Origin of the sequence: Achromobacter sp. Bel (genome assembly GCF_012928505.1) — a bacterium.
Lineage (GTDB): Bacteria > Pseudomonadota > Gammaproteobacteria > Burkholderiales > Burkholderiaceae_B > Achromobacter.
Map to the genome: position 1 here is coordinate 39,013 of NZ_JABBJN010000018.1, position 21,653 is coordinate 60,665.

The following is a 21,653-nucleotide window of genomic DNA, read 5'->3' on the forward strand; positions in this document are numbered from 1 at the left end:
GCCGCGCCCAGACGTTACGGCGGCTAGCCGCCTGAGCCGCGCAATTTGCGCCATAGCGTGCTGCGGCTGACGCCCAATTTACGCGCCGCGGCGGCGTGATTGCCTCCGCACTCGGCAAGCACCGCTTGCGCGTACTCTCGCTCCCCCGATCGCCGCACAGACGTCAGCGTGGCGGCATCGTCCACGCCCAGCCCGCCCGGCCTGTCCAGCAATGCCCGGATTGCCGCCGCATCCAGCGGCGCATCCCGTTCCGCACACGCCATCGCAATCCGCTGCGCCACGTTTTCCAGTTCGCGTCCATTGCCTGGCCAATCATGATCCGCCAGGGCCGCAGGTAAAACGTCCAACACCGCTTGTTCGTACTGGTCCAGGCCCGCATCGCGCATCGCCTGCGACACGAATCGCCGCGACAACGCGTCAACATCGGCCGGCCGCGACTTCAGTGGCGGCACGGCCACGCACAGGACTGCAATGCGGTAGTACAGGTCTTCGCGAAACGTGCCCTCGCGCACCATCGCCAACAGGTCGCGGTGCGTCGCCACGATGACGCGCAGGTCCACTGACGTAGCGGTGACCGCGCCCACGCGCGTGATTTCCCGTTCCTGCAGCACGCGCAGCAAGCGGGTCTGCAGCGCAAAGGGCAGCTCCGCGATCTCGTCCAGGAACAAGGTGCCCTGATGCGCGGCTTCGACCAGTCCCGCTTTGCCCGACCGGCGCGCGCCGGTGAAGGCCCCTTCCTCATAGCCGAACAGCTCGCTTTCCAGCAGGCTTTCCGTCAACGCGCCGCAGTTGACCGCCACGAACGCATGGTGACGGCGCGGACTGGCGTGGTGCATGCCCTGCGCCAGCAGCTCCTTGCCGACTCCGCTTGGCCCGGTGATCAGCACCGTCGCCTCCCCGCGCGTGGCATAGATGCGGCACCGGCGGACCACGGCCTGCATCGTCGGCGACGCCTGCACGATCTGGTCCAGCGTATAGCTCGCGCCCGCGCCCTTGCGGCGTTCGTGGCGGCGCAGCTTGTGGAATGCCTGCCGCACGTCGTTGGATTCGCGCAAGGTGTAGACCGCGCCTGCCGCCACCCCGCCTTCGTGCAGCACCGTGCTGTCCACCACGACCTGCCTCCCCTGAAAGGTGAACACGCCCGAACCGCCCCGCGATGCGTTGCGCAATGCCGGGCCGGGATCGAGTTCCGCCACGCCTGCATTCAACGGCGCGCCGATCGCCAAGGGCGGGGCACTGCCCGTCAGCATCTGCGCGGCCGGATTGGCCGCCACGACACAGCCTCGCGCATCGACGGCGACGACCCCTTCGTGCAAGTGCTCCAGCACGTTCGCCAAGGTAATGCGGCGCGACTTCTCGGCCTGCTGCGCCACCACCAGGTTGATCGCGTCTTCCAACGCCGCGTTGACCGAATTGCGCGAATACAGGAACACGCCGGCCATGCCTTGCTGCTGCGCAAGGTGCACGGCCAGGCCGGCGCCGATCACCACCTGCACGCCGTCGGCCCGCAATGCCGCCACGGTATTGCGGGCGTCGTTCTCGGTGTCGTAGGCGCGCACGTCCAGTTTCAGGTCGAACTCTTGGATGAACTGCCGCATTTCCTCGGGCACAAGCCGGTACAGCATCAATGCGATGCGGTCTGACACCTGGCGCGCACGCGCCAATGCGGCCATGACGTCGTACCCCCCCACGCGAACGGCGACTACCGGAACGTCCAACTGCGACCGTAAATAATCGGCGTTCGCGCCCGCCGTCAGGATCACATCGCAAGATTCCGTGCGCAGCTTGGCGCGGATCATGTCTACGGCGTCGTCGAAATGGGCCTTCAGGACCTGCACGCGCGCGCGCTCCGCGTAATCCGGCGCGCAACGCTGCACCAGGGGCAGCAGCTCATAGGCGCTGACGGCCCAGAGTGAAACCGGGCTGGGCGTCGGCGCCGGGTAAGGCTGGTGGGCTGGCATTGGGCTGTCTCATTTTTGAATGCTTGTGTTTCAAATATAGATCAACCCGGATTACCGAAAATGCCCGCCATTTAAAAAAATCCTTTCTTATCAATGGACCTGGCCATCCCGCACCCCTGGCACGGGTTTTGCAAGGGTTGCCCTGACTCTGAATGCAGAGCACAAGACCAGGAGACCTCCATGCAACGCAGACATTTTCTTCGCGCGGGGTTGGCATTGCCCGCCCTGCCCGCCTTGTTCAACACCGCCCGCGCCGCCCCTGCCTACCCGGCCGCGCCGATCACCTTGATCGTGGCGTATGTGGCTGGCGGCAGCACGGACCAGCGCGCTCGCCAATTCGGCGCGTTCATCGCGCAGGCGCTCGGCCAGCCCGTGATCGTGCAGAATCGCCCCGGCGCGGCAGGCAATATCGGCACCGAAGCCGTCGCCCGGGCGAAACCCGACGGCTACACCCTGGGCATGGGCAACCTGGCCCCGTTGTCGGTCAATCGCAGCCTGATGCCGGCCAGCGGGTTCGACCCCGTGTCGTCACTGACGATGATCGCGCTGATCGAGCGCGGCCCGTTGATGCTGGTCGTCAGTGCGGACTCGCCCCAACGCGACGTCCCGTCGCTGCTGGCAGCCGCCCGCGCAAAGCCTGGCGGTTTTTCCTACGGATCCAGCGGCGTGGGCAGCGCCCACCACCTGTCGGGTGAACTGTTGAAAAGCCTGACCGGCGCGCCCGTGACGCACGTGCCGTACAAGGGCGGCGCCGCGGCGGTCACCGACCTGATCGGCGGCCACCTGGATTTCCTGTTCGAACCCATGTACTCCGCGATTCCCTACACGCGGTCCGGAAAGCTGCGCGCACTGGCGATCACAAGCGAACACCGCTCGCCGATCGCGCCCGACGTTCCTACGATGGCGCAAGCGGGCGTGCCCGGCTTTCACATGGAAAACTGGCAAGGACTGATCGGTCCGGCCGGCATGCCGCCCACCGTGATCCAGCAGCTGAACGAGGTGGTGAACCGTGCCCTGCAAGACCCCGGCATCCGCGAACAGATGCTGGCGCAAGGCAATGAACTTGGCGGCGGCACGCCCCAGGAATTCACCGACCTGGTGCGTGCTGAATCCATCCGATGGCAGGCACTGATCGCCCGGACGGGCATCGCCGTGAACTAGCGGCGCGCCAGGCGCGCCCGACTCTTCAACAAAGCACGACTCCACACACAGCAGCGGAAACCATCATGAGAGCCATTTCTATCGAACAATACGGCGGCCCCGACGTCCTTCAATGGCGGCAGGACGCGCCCGTCCCCGAGCCCGGCCCGGACGACGTCCTGGTGCGCGTCGCGTATGCCGGCGTCAACTTCATGGACATCCACACGCGTCAAGGCAAGTACGCCGCGTCGCGCACCTACCCCGTGCGCTTGCCGTGCACGCTGGGCATGGAAGGCGCGGGCCGCGTCATCGCCGTCGGCCACAACGTGACGACGGTGAAGGCGGGCGATCGCGTTGCCTGGTGCATCGCATGGGGCAGCTACGCGGACTATGCGCGTATCCCCGCCGCCCGGTGCGCGCGCCTGCCCGACACCGTTGCGTACGATGTCGCGGCGGCAGCGATCTTCCAGGGAAGCACCGCCCACTATCTGGTGCAGGACGTCGCGCGATTGCAAGCCGGCGCGACGTGCCTTATCCATGCGGCATCCGGCAGCATCGGACAGCTATTGGTCCAGTGGGCCAAGCATCTGGGCGCGACCGTCTACGCCACCGCCAGCAATGCGGAAAAATGCAGCGTCGCCATGGCGCGCGGCGCGGACGCAGCCTTCCTCTATGGTGACGGCCAGTTCGCCGACGACGTCCTGGAAGCGACCGCGGGCGGCGGCGTGGACGTGGCGTTCGATTCCATAGGCCGCAAGACGCTGCGCGACAGCTTCCGGGCGACGCGCACACGGGGCTTGGTCGTCAATTACGGATCCGTGTCGGGTTCATTGCAGGACCTGGATCCCATCGAACTCGGCGAAAGCGGATCGCTGTTCCTTACCCGTCCCAGGCTGGCCGATCACATGCAAGATGCGCAGACCGTGCAACGCCGCGCCGATGCGGTGTGGGCCGCCCTGGCTTCCGGTGCGTTGACGATGGAAATCGCCGGACGCTACACGCTGGAGACGGTCGCCCAAGCCCACGAACGCATCGAAAGCCGCGTGCAGATCGGCAAGGCGGTGGTGGAAATCGATCGCGGCGCTTAGTGCCGGCCGTAGCGGACGAGTGCGGCAGACGGGCGGTTAACATTGGCCGACCCATCAGAGTCCAACAACCGGGAAGCCATGGAACTCACCCTACCCTCCAGTCTCTTGAAGCCCCTTGAACGCGAAGCCGCCGATGCGCAACGCACCCTGCACGCGCACATCCTGAAGAAGCTGGAAGCCGTCACCCCGCCCGTCGAGGCGATCGACCCCAACGTGCTGAAGGTGGGATTGCCGCAATTGGTGGACTATCTGTCGCGGCTGCCCGGGACGACCGTGCTGTCTTCGAAAGTCACGCCCGACGCGTACTGGTGGGTCAAGCTGACCATCGATCTGCAGCATCCGCTGGCCTGGCCAGTCGTGCAGGAGCTGGGGTTCGTGCTGAACGACGCGTCGGTGCATGACAAACTGCCGACCGTCTTCAAGCCGGTGTCTCCCCCTCCTTATTTGAATGGCGGTCCACAGGAGTTCTTATCCTGGGTGATCGAATCTACCTACAACTACATTGACCCCGCATGGATCGCGCAGACGCTGGAGGGTTATCTGCCCCGTCCTGTCGATGACTTGAGCAAGTGGAACGCATGAGCAAAGCCATCGAAGCCGATTTCCAACCGCTGCCTGCCGGCATGCTGGAACACACGCAATCGCGACGCGCCCGACTCCATGCGCGGGTCGCCCACAGGCCGTGACCCGACGCCCGTCAGGGCCTCGCACAGGGCGCAAAAGCGGCCCGCCTTTGCTGCTGGCGGCGGCGTTCGTGTTCGCCTATGGGCTGGCCGCCTTGCTGTGGCGGGTGCCGATCGCCGTAGGGCTGGGCTATCTCGCGCTGAGCGCGCTCACGTTCACGGTCTACGCCGTCGACAAGGCGGCCGCCCGCGCCAACCGGCAGCGCATTCCCGAGAAGACCTTGCATATCCTCGCGCTGATCGGGGGCTGGCCCGGTGCGTTGGTCGCGCAGGAATGGCTCAGGCACAAGTCGGTGAAGCCGGCCTTCCGCGCCGTGTTCTGGATCACGGTAGCGGTCAATATTGGCGTCTTTGTTTTTCTGGCTTCGCCCTATGGCAGATCGCTGCTGGCGCCGTACATGCCGGCGTGAACGGATTGCATGGGGAGCATTCGACGCTGCAACCCGCGTCAACGGGAGTAGCCGCCAAGATGCGAGCTCATTGCCTGCATGCAACTCAAGGTCGACAAAACCAGTAAGGAAACGAAGCAGAGCAGCATCAGGACCGGTTTTCTCCTGGAGAGGAATACCGCAGCGCAGGAAATCAGGGTGAGAATCAAGGTAAGAATCAAAAAAATCTTATGGACTGGCATGGGGTCAGGCTTTGCCTATTTTTTGTGAGCCGGGTTGACCGTCTGTCGGGAACGCATCCTATCAACGTCAATCAGGTCGGCTGAATAGGAGAAATCCGAGAAATCGAACGTCGGGCCAAGCCTCCCACTGTTGGCGGCAGGCTCCTCAGGCATGACGACATTCGCTGCGGCGACCAGCGTAAAAATCGGAATTGTCCGGATGCGTCACACGCCTGGACGGACGTAGACTGCGGCACGAATTCCCCCGCACTCGGGAGCCCACGTGTCCATGAAGATTCTGATAGTTGACGACCAACATCTGCAGCGCGAGTACATATCCGGGCTGATGCGCGGCGAAGGCGTTTCCTATGTGGAAACGGCTGCCAATGGCGCAGACGCGCTGGAGCGGATTCGCGCGGTGCCGTTCGATCTGGTCATGACGGACCTGATGATGCCGGGCTTCGACGGCGTGCAGCTGATTCAGCGCATCGCGGAGCTGGAGCGCCGGCCACGGCTGGCGCTGATCAGTTCGTCGCCGAAGCAACTGGTCGGGACGGTTTGCCTGCTGGCAAAGCTGTTGTCCATCGAAGTGGTGGGACAGTTCTGCAAGCCCGTCCTGCTGGAGGATATCCGGACGTTGATCAAGCGTCAGGCCCGATCCGGATTGCCTCCCTTCGCGGCCGCGGCCTTGCCGATTTCCAGCGACAGGGACCGCATGGCCCGCGCCATTACCAGCGGTGAAATTCAGGTCTGGTACCAGCCCAAACAAGCGCTGGCTCAAGGCACCGTGTATGGCGTGGAGGCGCTGGTCCGCTGGCTGTGCCCCGACGGTACCGTATTGTTGCCGTCCAGCTTCCTGCCGGCCGTGGCCTTGCATGGACTGGAAGAGCAGCTCACATTTCACGTTGTGGAACAAAGCCTGCGTGACCAGGCTGCTTGGCGGGCCGCCGGCTATTCCTTGACCGTTTCCGTCAACCTGCCCACCCGCCTGCTGGACGACCGCGGCTTGCCTGACCGGCTCTACGAAGCGGTCAGGAGCCTGCAAGGCGACCCGTCCCGGATTTGCTTCGAATTGACGGAAAACAGCACGACCAATCGTGCCAGCGACTACTACGCGGGCGCTTGCCGCTTGCGCATGATGGGCTTCGGCCTGTCGCAAGACGATTTTGGCCAAGGCTACAGTTCCTTATACAACCTTGTCACGACGCCATTCACGGAACTCAAGATAGACCGCTCCTTCATTCAGCGGTTCGTGGACGATGAAAAAAGCCGAGCTATTGTCGAAAGTGCCGTGATGCTCGGGGATCGCCTCGGGTTGCCTGTGGTAGCCGAAGGGGTTGAAACGGCAACGCAGCACCAACTCCTCGCGCAATTGGGCTGTTTTGCGGTGCAAGGATTTTTTGTTTCGGGAGCATTGAGCGCGGCCCTGCTGTTGCAGCTGCTGCGCAAGGCCGGAGAGAACGAGACCCGCGATGCCCGGTGCGGCGACCAAAACAATGGCGAATCCAGCAAAAATAAGACCACCTGCATGGCGGGTGCGATAACCGGGCATTGAACTCAAAAGAAAGGGCCCAACCCATTGCATTTATTCACTTCAGTTTCATAATACTGTCGTTGCCGCACCTTTCTTCTTCTTGGAAGCTCAGCGTGTTTGCGCTCGTCAATCATGCGTCCACAGCCTATGCCAGGTATTACCTCTCGGCAAATTCAAATCGCGGCTCTGAGCCTTGCTTCCTTGCTTGTCCTGGCGACCTCTCTGGGCTATGCCACGCTAGAGCGTGAAATCGGCATTGCCGGTCAGCGGCTGACGCACGGCATGGAGCACCTGCAAGAAGACGTCGACGCCATCAAGACGGCATTGGCCAGGCTTGCTCCGGTCAGCGATCAGGATTTCTTCCCTTCCATCAAGCGCAGCTTGATGGTCACGTCTATACCCGCTTCCGGCGAGCCGCAACGATATGAAGTTAGCGATCGCTCATTCGATTTGAACCTGCAGCTTGAGGCGCCGACGTCTAGCGATACCGCGCATACGGCGTTCGGCATGTTCGGCGTGATAACGGCGCTTCAGTTCTATAGCCATCTTGCGCAGACGTCGTCGCTCGCACCCTCGATGATGCTCATGTCCCAGGATGCGAAAGTGAAGATCAGCACGACTTGCGTGCTGAACCAAAATACACTGCATGCCCGCCGCGTGAACGCGTGCCGGAATCGGGAATTCGTCTGGAATGAAATCGAGAGCCGCGCTGTCAACACGACGGATGCTGTCCAGTTCGCGGTGATCACGCTGCCCGATGGCTCGACGGCGGGGCTGATATATCGATTGATCGACGTTTCAGAATCCGGATTTCCGCCGGTCCTGGTCAACCAAAAGTGGATTGCCGTTGCGCCAATTGATATCGAGAATTCGCTGCTGGCGCAGGCCGCAGGCGGCGAAATCGGGGCGGGACCGAGCCATGTTTCCCGTGTGGAGTTTTACGATGGGGCGGGACACAGCCTGAGCGCCGAACGATCCACGCTGGCGGACGTCAGTCCAGGATGGGCATTTCGCTCAGAGGGCTTGATTTATCGCGTGGACGGTAGCAGCGGCCTGTCAGTCCGCTACGTGATTCCCTACCGCTACTACTCGGACGAACTGATTCCACGACTGGCTGCCGTCGTCATTCTTACGCTGATCAGCAGTATCGTGACCCTGCTCCTGGCGAAATGGTATTTGCGCCGCTTTTACGAGCCGGGGCAACGGCAACGGAAGCGGATAGAGGAAAGCGAGGCGTTCGGTCGGCAAGTCATTGATGCGGCTCAGCTGGCCGTGATCGTCTGCGAGTGGCCGGCTGGCAGAGTATTGCGCGCCAACGACATTGCGTTCGATTGGTTCGGAGGCGATGCCTCGCTCCGTGCTGCCGCGGTCAAATGCGCGACCACCCATGACGAAGCGGATCCGCTGTCGCAGGAGGGTTTCCACTTGATGCTTGGGCAACGCCACGTTCTCGCCACGTATCAACGAACGCGCTATGAGGACAAGGCCGCCTTGCTCTGCACCTTTCGCGACGTGAGCGACGACGCGGAAGCGAAAGAGACGCTGGTCCGGGCCAGGCAGGCCGCTGACGAGTCCAACGCCGCCAAATCCACGTTCCTCGCCACGATGAGCCATGAAATCCGCACGCCCCTGTACGGCGCGCTGGGCATGCTGGAATTGCTGGCAGCCACCCCCATGTCCGAGGTCCAACGCGGTTTCGTTCGCACCATCCAGGCCTCTTCCGACCAGTTGCTTAACGTAATTGGGGATGTGCTCGACATGTCGAAGATCGAGGCTGGCGGGCTGACCTTGCACGAGGAGCGGTTTTCACCGCTGGACCTTACCGAAGGCGTGGTTCAGATGTACGGCGCGAAGGCCGCCGATAAAGGCTTGTTCCTGCATTGCGTGGTGGACGTCGCGGTGCCCGAGTTCCTGGCAGGGGATGCCGGCCGATTGCGCCAGATACTGACCAATCTTGTCAGCAACGCCATCAAGTTCACAGAGATCGGGCGTATCGTCGTCGCGCTGACGGCAGAAGGTCTGGAGGATGGCTCGGCACGCTTGCTTTGGCGCATCTCGGACAGTGGAGTCGGCATGTCTGAGTCTGAGCTCCCCCACGTTTTCGAACCGTTTTACCAAGCTCGATCCTCTCGTCTCGCCGCAGGCGGCACGGGACTTGGCCTCGCCATCTGCCATACATTGGCGCAACTGATGGGCGGGGGAATCGAGGTCGTCAGCCAGCGCAACGTGGGTAGCACTTTTCTCGTCAGAATCCCTTTCGCGGCAGCCCTCCCTGCCGCCCGCGCCCAGATGGCGCACGCCTTGGACGGCATTAAGGTCTATGTGCGGGCGCCGACGCAGGAGCTGCGCGACTACTACAGCAGTTGGTTGGGGAAATGGGGTGCGCTGTGCCACATAATAGGTGTAGAGCGCCAACAGATGGATGCCAGCGCGGTGCTGTTGCAGATCATGCCGGAGCAAATGAGCCCATTCCCGGCCCATGCGCGGCAAGTGTTCTGCATACAGGCGGGCCCTTTGCAACCCGACCCCATCTTGCACGGATGGCAGGTGAACAGCCACGCCATCCGGTCCATTGCCTTGGCCGTGAAGCTGGCCGCCGGCCAGGCTTCCTTGATGTCGCCAGACGAGGCCGAGCGCGCACCGGATCCCCAACAGGTGGCAAGCCGATTGGCGCTGCGCGTGCTTGTGGTTGACGACAGCCCGCTCAACCAGGAGGTGCTAGGCCGCCAACTGCAATCGCTGGGCTGTGAGGTCACGCTCTGCGGCGATCCACGAGACGCGCTCGAACGCTGGTCGGACGAGGCTTTCGACCTCTTGCTGACCGACATGAACATGCCCGCAATGAACGGCCGCGAGCTGGTGACGCAGCTGCGGGGCCGGGGCATGAAGCGGCCGGCAGTCTGCGTGACGGCCAATGCGGTGTCGGAGATACTGGCTGCTACCGAATCGGATGTCTTGATGGATGCGTGGCTGGTGAAGCCCGTGACCGCCGACGCGCTAAGGACAGCCCTGCTCCACGCCTGCTCCGAAGCGTCTGCGAACGACGCGGTCTCATCGGGGACAGGCGACGCTGCGGCCGATGATGTGCCCGACTTTATTCGCCAATCCTTCGTTGTCGCAATGTCCGCGGACACGTTGGCGCTGCGGGAGGCGGTCGCGCACCGGGATGCGCAGGCGGTGCGGGACATCCTGCACCGGGTCCGTGGCGGATTGTTGATGGCCAATAGCGCGGGAATGTCGCAGGCCTGTGTCACGATGGAGGCGGACCTGACCGCTTCTGGAATCACGCCGGAATTTGAGATCGACATCGACCACTTCATCGGCATCCTCCAGAGCAAGATCGAGGAAGTGAGAGCGGCAATGGCCCGCCCCGGAATCCTGGATAGCTAGCAGCAGGAGAACAACATGCATGGCAAAACGCGTATCGTGCTGGCCGACGATCATCCCATCGTGACGGTGGGCATGAAACACATCCTATCTCAGTTCCCCGACTACGAAATCGTGGCGGAGGCGCGTTCGTCCGACGAGCTGATAGACCACATCATCAAGTTGCGTCCCCACGTCGTCATCACGGACTACAACATGCCGGGCCCAACCCGCTATGGCGACGGCGCCAAACTGATCGGCTACATACGCAACAACTATCCCGAGGTCAGGTTACTGGTCTTGACGATGATCTCCTCGCCTCTGATCGCGTCCAGCCTGTACCGGCTGGGCGTGGTGGGCGTGCTCCTGAAAAGCGACAATCTCGTGGGACTGGGAGCCTCGATTGCGTCCATCTTGCGCGGCGGCGCTTCTGCCGCGAAGCTGCGGCCGCGTGCCGGGACGATCGAGGGGGTGGACGAAAAAGTGTCCCAACTGACGGGCAAGGAAATGGAAATCCTGCGCTACCTGTTTTCCGGCATGAGCGTAAGCGAGATTGCAGCACATCTGAAGCGCAGCGTCACCACAGTAAGCGCACACAAGATGGCCGCGATGCGCAAGCTGGGTGCAGAGAACGACCATGAACTGATCATGTTCTGCGTGCACCACGGACTGTTCACCTCATGATCGGAGGCGGGGCCACCGAAATTCCGTCGGCGTGGGCAAGTTAAAGCCCCGCGGATACGCCGACAGGGCCTCAAGTCCTTTCAATACGGATCGGCTTAACGACCCGCCTGTCGACCACGCGCTATTGATAGGTCATCGTGAACGTAAGCATCGCGTTCGCGCTACCCGGCGTCACCGTGTCGGCAGTCTGATAATAGGCCGCCCTCAAAGGAATGGAATACGAGCCGCCCGTGGCTTTGCTGTATGCCGTCAGCGTGTATTGCTTGTTGTACTGCACTGCAGTGTCATTGCTATCCTTCAGTTGCAGACCGATGCCCGTCGCCGTCGAATCGTTTGATAGCGCGAGAACACCGTTCGCCGGGTCGAGCACGGCATTGACGGGCACGAACTGATATTGAACGCTATTGAGGCCGGCGGGGCAGGCATTGACCAAGACGTTGAATGAAACGGGGCTGGCGGCCAGGCCTTTGCCCTTGAATACAGACTGTGGGTACGAACCCATGGGGACAGGAACAGGCTCTGTCGTGCAGGCGGCGACGGTCACCCTGATGGGTGAAATCCCGAAGGTCTTCATGTTCGACGTGCCCGGGGTATATGCAATAGCACCGTTGGCCCTCGTCATTGATGCCCCTTCCAATAGACTGCTGCCCGTGACCGTGCCCGTGACAGTGCCACCGGTAGCGCTGCCCGTCTTAACCAGCGCGACCCTTACCCACCCACCGTTTCGGACTGTGCCCCTTTCGTTGCAACCACGGCCTACCCATCCGGGCGGAAATGCGCCGCTGTTTGGGTGACCAAGGTCCTGCCATGCCAGCAATCCACAACCATTTGCAAAGGTACGCACCGCAATCGCGATGCCGATCCCAGGCACGTCGGTATTCCAGACCGTATAGGTTCCATCCGCGGTATTGACCATCATCCCAGACTTGGTGAGCCCAGCGTGCGGTCTAAAGCCCATACCCGAACCGCTATCCGACCCCCTGCATACGAAGTAGCTGTTGTTGCCAGCCGAAAACCAATTTGTCAGCAACGTCGTACCATTCGGTGCGTCGCGAGCAACGGTGGCTGTTGCTGGCAACTGCACGGTAATCGACTCCGCGGCACCCGTGCAGGATTGCGCGGCTGCCATGTCAGAGCCGAGCAACATCCAACCTAGAAATGCCGCCAGCATCCACGCCTTCTGACGGCGTGCACTATTACTCAAGGTCATCCGCTCTATCAATGTTCGCATCTTATTTCTCATTGCATGCTCCGTTTCTGATGGGGGGATCAGTCGGCGCGGGTCTGTAACGGTGCCTCGCTGTCCACCGGGGCGCCGATATCGTCCAGTGATCGGTAGTGCACGGTGGCAGGGGTCTCGCCACTTGCCACGCTGCCGTCCTTGAAGGGAAAGGCCAATGTTGCCCCTGGGCCGACCATGCCGCCTTCACCGAAATGCGCGGTATTGCCGCCAGCCGTCACGCGAATCTCTGTCAGCGACACGTTGAATGGCGTCGGGTTATGGGCTTGAACCGCCGGCAGTCCATCAATACGCGTCAGGCGCCACGTCAAGGCCGCAGGCGCGACCTCCGCCAAGCCCTTCAGGTGTGCGGGCCGGTAGAAGAGCTTGATGCGAGAACGAACGGCCAACTGCAACTGATTGGCATCGGCAGCCGGCTTTGGCGGCACTTCGAGCACATTCAGCCAGAAAACGGATTCGCGGTCCTGGGGCAGCCCTTCGCCTGTATGAACGATACGCAGGCTCTGAGATCGGGAAGGCCCAAGCCGCATGATCGGAGGCGTGATGATGAACGGCGTCTCAGCGTTGGAGGGAATGTCATGCAAGTCGCCGGCATCGATCCACGACTGTATGAGCGCTGGCTCGTCACCCTCGTTGACCAACTTCAGCGTCACTTCCGTCTGGTCTTCGTCGTAGACCACACGGGTTCCCCCGATCAGGATCGATGCCTCGGATAGCGGAGCCGAACATCCAAGCCAGGCGGAGCAACCCGCAATGACCAGCATCCGAATGGATTGATTCAAGATACGCATACCGCCTCCACCTGGCGATACGAGCGGGCGTCGCCACTGTCGAATTCCGCCGCGGGAACCGCGTACGTCAAGCGACATTGCCCGGCCTGGGTATCTCCCCATCTAACGGTTAGATCGTCGGCATTCTTGCTTATCCGAGCAAGGATCTTGCTGCCCTGGCCGACCACGCCAATCTCCATCCCGGCAGAATCCAGGACGGTAGCCCCAAAGGGCAACGGTTTCCCATTCGCTTGTCTGGCCCGGATCAGCACCGGCATGCCGACCTTCTGCGTATCGAACTTCACCAAGGTCACCGCCCCGGCAGTGGGATTGGTGCTTTCCGTCGTTGATTTGAGCTCCACGTTCAACGGCAGGCCCTTCGGGTCGATCTCGACTTGATTACGCGAGAAGGGAATCATGTTGGCGGCGATCGCGCGCCCCCAAGGATCCAGCTTGAGACCCGCAGCATTTATCACGCGCGCCCCGGCCGCATCCTTTGCCTCGATAATCGCCATGGTCTCTCCCGCAGTTGGCGTAAACGCCACGCCTCCGGCGTAAGCAACCATGCCGCCCGACATGCCAGCGCTGTACTGGTTGTAGTTGCTGCCCTTGCTGACGCTGGCGCTCAAAGTGGTCATCGGCGTCACATAGGCGCCACTGGCCCCCACAGACGTGCTGACGCGGCTTGCGCCTCCCGAGGATCGCGCCGCGTTCAGTCCGTAACTGAATTGGTTGTTGTCACCGACGGAGCCGCTCACCGACTCGCGCACACTGGTCAGCCCCCTCGATTCGTGCTCCAGGCTGGTCATCGACATCGGCGCACCGGCACTTTTCCCAAGCGGAATGCCGAACGTAAGGATGACGCGATTGCCCCACTCTCGTTGCGTCAGGTTGAACTCGCGTGAAGCGGCGATCCCGTAGCTCATGCGTCCATAGAAATTGTTGTAGCCGAAGGTGAACTGCGTATCGCGACCGCTACGGTTCCAGTAATCCTGCGTGGAGCCCGTCAGGTAGAAGTTGCCCCAACCCTGTGCCAGATTCTGGTTCAGGGTCAGCTGTAGACGGCCGCGCTGAATGCCGAGCATGTCCTGTGCCAGGTTTCGGTGGTCCAGGTCCGAAAGCGCCATGGCATCAGCCAGCCCAAGATAGCCACGTGTCGAGTAGCGGTATGCAGCCAGTGTCAAGTTGGTATTGGTGGCATCGATCAGTTTGGAATAGCTGAGCCGATAACTTTGGCCACTGCGGTCCGGCTCGTTGCGCAGCTTGGTGCGCGCGTACGTCACGTCTGCACCAAATGCGCCATAGTCGGTGTTCAGCGCCGCCCCCATCATGATGGAACCGTAGTCCTCGGCGAATGTGGCGCCGCCGTACCCCGTCACCAAGTTCGAGATACCGTGCTGCACGGTGCTCTGAAGCATGAACGGCTTGTAGGCGGTATTGATGTTTCGATAGCGTCCACCCGTGACCGAATAGCGCGTGACGCCTGGGCGCAGCGCATTGACAGCCGCGGCGTACGGCACTTTCGTGATGTGCACGCTGCCGTTCGCTTCGGTCACGATCACCTCCAGATCGCCACCGTAGCCAGTGGCATACAGGTCGTTGATTTCGAACGCGCCCGGTTGAACCGTTGTTTCGTAGATGATGTTGCCGTTCTGACGCACCTGAACACGGGCCGCCGACGAGGCAATGCCACGGACAAGCGGGGCGTAGCCGCGCTGGGATTCGGGGTACATCCGGTCGTCGCTGGCCATTTGCAAGCCGCGAAAGCCCACGGACTCGAACAACGCGCCGTCGGTATAGCCATCACCGACCGTCAGTTGGCTCTTGACTGCGGCGATCGATCGCCTGACATTGGTTTGCATGGCCTGATACTGGCTGCCGCTCAGATCACTGTGGCTATAGCTGCCCGTGTGATTGAATCGCCAAGGGCCGACGTTGAATCCGGCGTTCAAACCAACATAACTCTGCGAATACGAGGTCCCGTAGCTTTCGGACCGGTACGTGCTGGCGTTGTACTGCAGCTTGGCGGCATTGATGCCGTCATCCCAGAATTTTGGGTCGACATAGCCACGCGCGTTACGCGCCATGAACGCCTGCGGAATGCTGACATCCAGGCGCAGCTCACTGCTGTCATAGATGGCGGTAGCATCCGCGATCAGCACGGGAAGCGGCACGCAAAGGGATCCTGCCAGCGATGTAGCGGCCGGCTCCGGGATCTTCATGACATCGACCCCCAGGCGTTCGAGCGAGGGACGGTCGAAACATGGCTGCACGTCAGCCTTATCGTCGCCGAGCGCGCGCAGCGTGACATCGATCGCCCCCTGCCAGACCTGATTCACGAATAGATCAGCACGATACTGCCCGGGCGCGGCGATATTGCCTTTGCTGAAACGACTGATGTCGATACCCTCACCAGGCGCTCTTTGCAGGAACCCTTCGTTGAACTGCACCTCGGCAACCACCTGCGCGTGGGCCGGCGCCGCGACGGCGACTGAGGCGCCAACCAGCAACATCGGCACAACCACGGCCCGCATCGGGTACCGAGACAGGGGAATCGGCGGACTTTTGGCTTTTTGCATGATCGTGAACCTTGCCTTGGACCGAACACGCCCCTACCGAGCCAGAGGCGGTATCGTGCACATTCGAAAACGGATCGGGTTGGAGGGGCAGTGACGCTGTCACCGCCCAGTGCATTCAGTGCCGTAGCAACGGAATCTCGTTGCGTTGCACGCCACCGTAGTCATTGATGGCCTGTGATCGCACTTTGGTAGCGGTGCTTGCCTGGACGTCCCCTTTCAAGGGGAAGACTGTGGTCTGTCCCGGAGATACCATGCCACCCTCATCGAACGTCGCTGTCCTTGCACTGGAAACAACCTCGATTTCGGTAAAGGACACATGGTAGGCAGAGGGATTCCTGGCCTCGATTCCACCGGGCACCACCCGCCACTGAATCCGGGCGGGGGCCTCTTCAGCGGTGCCGGGCAAGCCTGCGGGTCGGAAAAACAATTTGATGCGCGAACGAACGGCGACTTGCAAGAGGTTGGCTTGGACGCCATCGTCCTGCACTTGCGGCGGGATATCCAGAACGTTGAGCCAGAACACGGATTCGCGGTCCTGAGGCAGCGCTTCTCCGGTATAGGAAACGCGCAGCGTCTGTGTCTTGCCGGGATCGATCCGTGCCACGGGCGGCGCGATGGTGAACGGCACTTCCTGCGCGGCAGGCCCGGCCCGCTCATCGCCATTGTCGATCCATACCTGGGTCAGGCGGGGACCCTTGCCTTCATTGCTCAACTTGACCATGACCTCCCGTTCTTTCGCCGGATAGATCACCCGCGTTGCCGCAATCACGATAGAGGCATGCGCCTGCAATGCGTTGAATGCACCGAGGCCCAATACCGTCGCGCACAGCACGGAGCGAAAGACATACTTCGCCTTCATGATCATGTTTCCTGGAGGGGTAATCTGGACGAAGATGGTGCGCGAGACACCATCTTCAATTCACCTTGAGATCGTCACTGATAGGCGATTGAGTAATTCACCATCGTGCTCACCGTGCCGGCCGTCGCTTGACCAGTCGCAAAGTAACGAGCGATGTACGGCAGCGATGCCGAACCCGCATTGATGTTGGTCGACTTCGAGTTTTGCGTCGCAACAGGGTCACCGGCCTTGATCACCGAACCATCACCGTTCAGCAGCTGGATATCCACCTGCGTCGCGGTACCGGTCTGCTGAGTCACGCGGCCATTGGAATTCACGGTTGCACCCGCCTCAAAATGCGTGCGCACCGCCCCCGTATCGGGCGTGCAATTGGTCAGCAGAATGGTAAATGCGGTGTCGCCCGCAGTCTGGCCGGCCGCGGCCAGTGTGCTGGCCGACACCGTCGGCAAAGCCACGGTGAAATCCTTGCCGCCGATGCTGCTAGCGATTGTGCAGGTTTGCGCGGTGATATTGCCGGTGAAGTTGATGGTTCCGTCCGACGCGAAAGCAGTATGCGTCCCGGTCGCCATACCGGCAACAATGATTGCCGAGAGAATTTTGCGCTTCATGAATGTACTTCCTTGGGGTGTGGGATTAAAGGCAGTCGGCTGAAATTGTGGCCGGCACAACATTCACCCGATGATCAAGCCTGCGGGGTTACGGGGAATGTTGTGAGGACGAAGCTTATGTTTTTGCCGTGCGAAAAACACCCGGACGATTCCGAGTTTTTATTGCTGCTTGCGTTGCTCCATAGGTAATTCCCGCGCATCAGCGCTGTCGTCAGACAGGGGACTTTTCTCGTTGAGGAGGTCTACAGGACGACGTAGTCGCGATTGACGGATCGCCAGATCATGAAAGCCATCATGCGCGCAGCACGCATTACTAGAAGATGAGGAAAGTGTCTGATGCGAGCGCATCGGCCAGTAAACTGAGCAGAGCGCGCCGCCTCTGTCGGCTGGTCGCATCGAACCGGGAGAGTGAATGAAACCCTTTGAAGCCTTGGTGGCTGAAGCCAAAGCGGCAGACGTGAGCGGCTGGGGCTTCGATTGGCTGTCCAGGCGGGCCAGCGAGGAGCGCCCGTCTTGGGGCTATGCCCGGCTGCTTGCGCAGCGGCTGGCCAGCGTGGAGTCCGCGCTTGACCTTGACACTGGCGGCGGTGAGGTACTGGCCGAGGCCGAGCGATTTCCGCCACGTATGGTGGCGACCGAAGCCTGGCTACCCAATGTGCAAAAGGCACGTGAACGGCTCGGCGCTCGTGGCGTGCAGGTGGTGGAGGTAGCGAGCGATGCCGCGCTGCCTTTCGCTGATGCATCGTTTGCGCTGGTCACGTCGCGCCATCCCGTGCTCCCCCATTGGGGAGAAATCCATCGTGTGCTGGAGCCGGGCGGACATTACTTTGGGCAGCACGTGGGGCCGGCGTCGGCATTTGAGTTGATCGAGCATTTCCTGGGACCGCTGCCGCGCGAAAGGCGCCAGCGCGATCCGCAGGAAGAAGCCGCAGCCGCCCAAGCCGCAGGGCTGACCGTGACGGATTTGCGCACGGCACGCTGCCGCATGGTATTCCATGACGTGGGCGCGGTTGTCTGGATTCTTCGCAAGTGTGTGTGGTGGGTGCCGGACTTTTCGGTAGAGAAGTACCGTGATGCCTTGCAGGCGCTGGATCGCCAGATGCGTGAAGGGCGGCCTTTCGTGGCGCACTCGACCCGTCACCTGATCGAAGCCCGGCGCTGATACCGTAGCAACGCCCGGCCGACATCCGAGCTCACGTCTACCAGTACCCCGGCAGCCCAGATCACCGGCCGAGTACTTGAGTCAGCGGTGCTACGGCTTACCATGCGCTAATGGTAAACAACAAATCCGGATGGACCGCGCACTTGCGAGACGTCGCCCAACGCTCTCCGCCCTCGGAATCCGGGATCGAGACGCACGCCAAACCCGGCATACGTATGCCACGCTCGGCCTGCATGCCGGAATGAATCCTGGGTATCTTTCCCGCCAGATGGGTCACAAGAACGCGCAGATGCTCTTCCGCGTCTACGCCAAGTGGATCGACGGCGAATCCAACCAGGGGGGGAAGGCGAAAATGGCTGCTCTGTATGCCGGCCATTTGCCAACTTCGGAGGCGTAGAGCACTCCAAAGAACTCGCGCTAATTTGCGCGGTTTGGGCCCAAAGGGGGCCCAAAAAAACGTAGGTCTTTGATTTGTTGGCGCGCCCGACAGGAATCGAACCTGTATCAAGAGCTTCGGAAACTCTCATTCTATCCATTGAACTACGGGCGCAGCGCAAGGAGGCGACATTGTACCTAGTTTTCAATAGCGTGCATGAAGTGGATCAAATCTTCCGCCAATCTCATCGAAAACCCCGGGACAGTCATTGGACGAGGGTCCCTGACACCGTTATATAATCCAGCGTTTGCTTGCAGGCGGATGCGTCACGGGTTCGCCGATTTGTGCAGTTACTGATTTTCTGTTGCCGCCGCCAGGCGCCCCACCCGTTAGCAGGATTTGGTCATGAGCAACGAGCAGGAACACATAGAAGAGCACGCCTCCCCCATCAAGACCCCCAAGCAACTGGTCGTCACGATCGTCCTATCTTTCGTGATCCCAATCGCCATCATCATCCTCCTGGTGAACATGGTGGTCTCCGGCACCAAGGTCGGCGCCGGGTCCGATACCCTGACTGAAGAAGCCGTCACCAAGCGCATCGCGCCGGTCGCGGGTTTTGCGCTGGTCGACGCCAACGCGCCCAAGGTGTTCAAGACGGGCGAACAGGTGTTTGCCGCGGTCTGTACGGCCTGTCACACCGCCGGGATCGCCGGCGCACCCAAGATGGGCGACAACGCGGCCTGGGCGCCGTTCATCAAGTCCGGCTACGACACGATGCTGAACGTGGCCCTGCACGGCAAGGGCGGCATGCCCGCCAAGGGCGGCAACCCCACGCTGTCCGACTACGAAGTCGCACGCGCGGTCGTCTACATGGCCAACAAGTCCGGCGCTTCGCTGCCCGAACCTGCGGCTCCCGCCGAGGAAGGCGCGAAGAAGGAAGCGGATGCGGCACCTGCTGCCGCGCCCGCGCCTGCCGCAGCAGCACCTGCTGCGGCCGCACCGGCCGTCGCGGCTGCCCCGGCTGCTGCGGCACCGGCTGCTGCGGCTCCCGCTGCCGCGCCCGCCGCGCCTCAGGCCGCCGCCGTCAACCCGGCTGGCGAAAAGCTCTACAAGAGCGTCTGTTTCGCCTGCCACGCCACCGGCGTGGCGAACGCACCCAAGTTCGGCGACAAGGCCGCCTGGGATCCGTACATCAAGACCGGCATGGACGCCATGGTAAAGGTCGCCATGCAAGGCAAACCGCCGATGCCCCCGAAGGGCGGCGCGGCCAACGCCTCGGAAGACGACATCCGCGCGGCCGTGCAATACATGGTGGACGCGGCCAAGTAATTCCGGCGCGCCCAGGAAAAAGCCCCTTGATCGCTCAAGGGGCTTTTTTTGCGGCATTTTTTGCCGGCATCCCGTAGGGTTTTATTCCGCCGACGACTTCAGCAGGGACAAGCCCAGTTGCACGCGGCGCTGCAGCCACAGGCTGGGGCGATAGCGGGGGTCGCCCGTCACGCGCTGCATGCTCTTCAGAATTTCCAGGATGCGGTCGGCGCCCAGCTTGTCGCCCAGCGCCAACGGGCCCACCGGATAACCCAGGCCCAGCGTCACGGCCTGGTCGATGTCTTCCGGCGTAGCGATCTGCTGCTGCGCGATATCGCTGGCGATATTGACGATCATGGCCACGATGCGTTGGGCGATGAAGCCCGGCGAGTCCTCGATCACCGTCACCGGCACGCCGTCGGCGGCCAGCAGCGCGTGGGCGGCGTCACGCCATTTGCCTTCGGTCGCTGGCGACACCATGACCGTGCGGCGCTTGGCGCCGTCGAACGCGTACAGCGTGTCCAGGCCGACCGTGCGGGCGGCGTTCAGGCCCTGCGCGGACACCGACGTCGAGACATCGTCGCCGAACGGCGTGACGATGATCAGCGCATCGGCGTCGGGCGTGGCGCCCGTCACGAGCGTCGCGCCCAGCTTCTCGACCAGCGCCGAGGCGCGTGCGTAGCCTTCCGCGTGCTTGGGGCTGACCCACACCTTCAGGCCTTCCGGCAGCGCCGGCACGGGCGGTTCGGCGGGCACTTGCTTCTGGCCATCGGCGTAGACATAGAAGCCTTCGCCAGCCTTGCGGCCGATCAGGCCCCCCGCCAGGCGCACCGTGGTGATCGGCGACGGGCGGAAACGCGGCTCGTCGAAGAATTGGCGGTAGATGGACTCCATCACCGGGTGCGACACGTCCAGCGCGGTCAGGTCCAGCAGTTCGAACGGGCCCATGCGAAAGCCGGCCTGCTCGCGCATGACGGCGTCGACTTGGGCGAAGGTGGCCACGGCCTCCTGGGCCACGCGCAGGCCTTCGGTGTTCATGCCACGGCCGGCGTGGTTCACGATGAAGCCGGGCATGTCCTTGGCGCGCACGGGCGTGTGGCCCATGCGGCGGGCAAGCGCGGCCAGCGCGTCGCCGGCTTCGGGCGCGCTGCGCAGGCCGTCGATCACTTCCACCACCTTCATCAACGCCACCGGGTTGAAGAAGTGGTAACCCACCACGCGCTGCGGACGCTTGCAGGCGGCGGCGATGGCGGTGATGGACAGCGACGACGTGTTCGACGCCAGGATGCAGTCTTCCGACACGACGCCTTCCAGCGCCGCGAACAGATCGCGCTTGACGTCCAGGCGCTCGACAATGGCTTCCACCACCAACTGGCACGCCGACATATCGGTCAGCGCCGTGGCGGATTCCACGCGCTCAAGCGACGCTTGCGCGTCGGCGGCGGTGATCTTGCCCTTCTGGGCCAGCTTGTCCCACGTCTGGCGCAGCGACTCGCGCGCGGCGGCGACGGCGTCGGCGCTAGTGTCGTACAAGCGCACGCGCAAACCGGCTTGTGCCGCGATCTGCGCAATGCCGCGCCCCATGGCCCCGGCGCCCACGACGCCGATGGTTTGAATCTCCGTCATCAACTTTCTCCTGCCTTTATTGGAATGGATCGTGTGCGCCGCGGCATGGCGGGGCGCAG

General features: G+C 62.3%; 16 protein-coding genes and 1 tRNA gene. 9 read left to right on the plus strand and 8 right to left on the minus strand.

What is annotated here, in order from left to right; all coding sequences use genetic code 11:
• Nucleotides 1-23: 23 nt before the first annotated feature.
• Nucleotides 24-1,961, minus strand: coding sequence for a propionate catabolism operon regulatory protein PrpR (gene prpR, locus HG262_RS13365; protein ID WP_169271485.1), 1,938 nt, complete (start codon nucleotides 1,959-1,961; stop codon nucleotides 24-26).
• Nucleotides 1,962-2,141: 180 nt separating this feature from the next.
• Between prpR and HG262_RS13370 the strand changes: the two genes are divergently transcribed.
• The 7 genes from HG262_RS13370 to HG262_RS13400 all read left to right on the plus strand — a co-directional run bounded on the left by HG262_RS13370 (nucleotide 2,142) and on the right by HG262_RS13400 (nucleotide 11,066).
• Nucleotides 2,142-3,122, plus strand: a complete 981-nt coding sequence (locus tag HG262_RS13370) for a tripartite tricarboxylate transporter substrate binding protein (RefSeq protein ID WP_169271486.1) — start codon at nucleotides 2,142-2,144, stop codon at nucleotides 3,120-3,122.
• Between the two features lie 65 nt (nucleotides 3,123-3,187).
• A complete protein-coding gene (locus HG262_RS13375; protein WP_169271487.1) occupies nucleotides 3,188-4,189 on the plus strand; it encodes a quinone oxidoreductase in 1,002 nt (333 codons plus the stop codon).
• 78 nt (nucleotides 4,190-4,267) lie between these two features.
• Nucleotides 4,268-4,771 (plus strand): hypothetical protein, encoded by a 504-nt coding sequence (locus HG262_RS13380; RefSeq protein ID WP_169271488.1) that lies wholly within the window; start codon nucleotides 4,268-4,270, stop codon nucleotides 4,769-4,771.
• 151 nt (nucleotides 4,772-4,922) lie between these two features.
• Nucleotides 4,923-5,282, plus strand: coding sequence for a DUF1294 domain-containing protein (locus HG262_RS13385; protein ID WP_169271489.1), 360 nt, complete (start codon nucleotides 4,923-4,925; stop codon nucleotides 5,280-5,282).
• 489 nt (nucleotides 5,283-5,771) lie between these two features.
• Entirely contained in the window at nucleotides 5,772-7,037 is a 1,266-nt protein-coding gene (locus HG262_RS13390; RefSeq protein WP_169271490.1) for an EAL domain-containing protein, read from the plus strand.
• 180 nt (nucleotides 7,038-7,217) lie between these two features.
• Nucleotides 7,218-10,406, plus strand: coding sequence for a hybrid sensor histidine kinase/response regulator (locus HG262_RS13395; RefSeq protein ID WP_169271491.1), 3,189 nt, complete (start codon nucleotides 7,218-7,220; stop codon nucleotides 10,404-10,406).
• Between the two features lie 15 nt (nucleotides 10,407-10,421).
• Nucleotides 10,422-11,066, plus strand: coding sequence for a response regulator transcription factor (locus HG262_RS13400; RefSeq protein ID WP_169271492.1), 645 nt, complete (start codon nucleotides 10,422-10,424; stop codon nucleotides 11,064-11,066).
• A 121-nt stretch (nucleotides 11,067-11,187) separates the two neighbouring features.
• Here HG262_RS13400 and HG262_RS13405 read toward each other — a convergent pair whose 3' ends face one another.
• The 5 genes from HG262_RS13405 to HG262_RS13425 all read right to left on the minus strand — a co-directional run bounded on the left by HG262_RS13405 (nucleotide 11,188) and on the right by HG262_RS13425 (nucleotide 17,122).
• Nucleotides 11,188-12,309: a fimbrial protein gene (locus HG262_RS13405; protein WP_169271493.1), complete on the minus strand. Its 1,122-nt coding sequence runs from the start codon at nucleotides 12,307-12,309 to the stop codon at nucleotides 11,188-11,190.
• Nucleotides 12,310-12,335: 26 nt separating this feature from the next.
• On the minus strand, nucleotides 12,336-13,097 hold the full coding sequence (locus tag HG262_RS13410; RefSeq protein WP_248293351.1) for a fimbria/pilus periplasmic chaperone: 762 nt from the start codon (nucleotides 13,095-13,097) through the stop codon (nucleotides 12,336-12,338).
• Entirely contained in the window at nucleotides 13,085-15,655 is a 2,571-nt protein-coding gene (locus HG262_RS13415; RefSeq protein ID WP_169271494.1) for a fimbria/pilus outer membrane usher protein, read from the minus strand. Before HG262_RS13415 ends, HG262_RS13410 begins: the two co-directional genes overlap by 13 nt.
• A 115-nt stretch (nucleotides 15,656-15,770) precedes the next feature.
• On the minus strand, nucleotides 15,771-16,514 hold the full coding sequence (locus tag HG262_RS13420; RefSeq protein WP_169271495.1) for a fimbria/pilus periplasmic chaperone: 744 nt from the start codon (nucleotides 16,512-16,514) through the stop codon (nucleotides 15,771-15,773).
• Nucleotides 16,515-16,588: 74 nt separating this feature from the next.
• A complete protein-coding gene (locus HG262_RS13425) occupies nucleotides 16,589-17,122 on the minus strand; it encodes a fimbrial protein (RefSeq protein ID WP_169271496.1) in 534 nt (177 codons plus the stop codon).
• Nucleotides 17,123-17,534: 412 nt separating this feature from the next.
• Between HG262_RS13425 and HG262_RS13430 the strand changes: the two genes are divergently transcribed.
• On the plus strand, nucleotides 17,535-18,284 hold the full coding sequence (locus HG262_RS13430) for a class I SAM-dependent methyltransferase (protein ID WP_169271497.1): 750 nt from the start codon (nucleotides 17,535-17,537) through the stop codon (nucleotides 18,282-18,284).
• 475 nt (nucleotides 18,285-18,759) lie between these two features.
• Here HG262_RS13430 and HG262_RS13435 read toward each other — a convergent pair.
• Nucleotides 18,760-18,834: transfer RNA gene (locus HG262_RS13435), tRNA-Arg, on the minus strand.
• A gap of 231 nt (nucleotides 18,835-19,065) precedes the next feature.
• On the opposite strand from HG262_RS13435, the gene HG262_RS13440 reads away from it, so the two are divergent.
• The gene (locus HG262_RS13440) at nucleotides 19,066-19,989 is read left to right on the plus strand and encodes a c-type cytochrome (protein WP_169271498.1); all 924 of its coding nucleotides are present in this window, start codon (nucleotides 19,066-19,068) and stop codon (nucleotides 19,987-19,989) included.
• Nucleotides 19,990-20,070: 81 nt separating this feature from the next.
• Here the strand turns inward: HG262_RS13440 and HG262_RS13445 are convergent, their stop codons facing one another.
• Complete coding sequence (locus tag HG262_RS13445) at nucleotides 20,071-21,624, minus strand: 3-hydroxyacyl-CoA dehydrogenase (protein ID WP_348984390.1); 1,554 nt, start codon at nucleotides 21,622-21,624, stop codon at nucleotides 20,071-20,073.
• Between the last annotated feature and the right edge of the window lie 29 nt (nucleotides 21,625-21,653).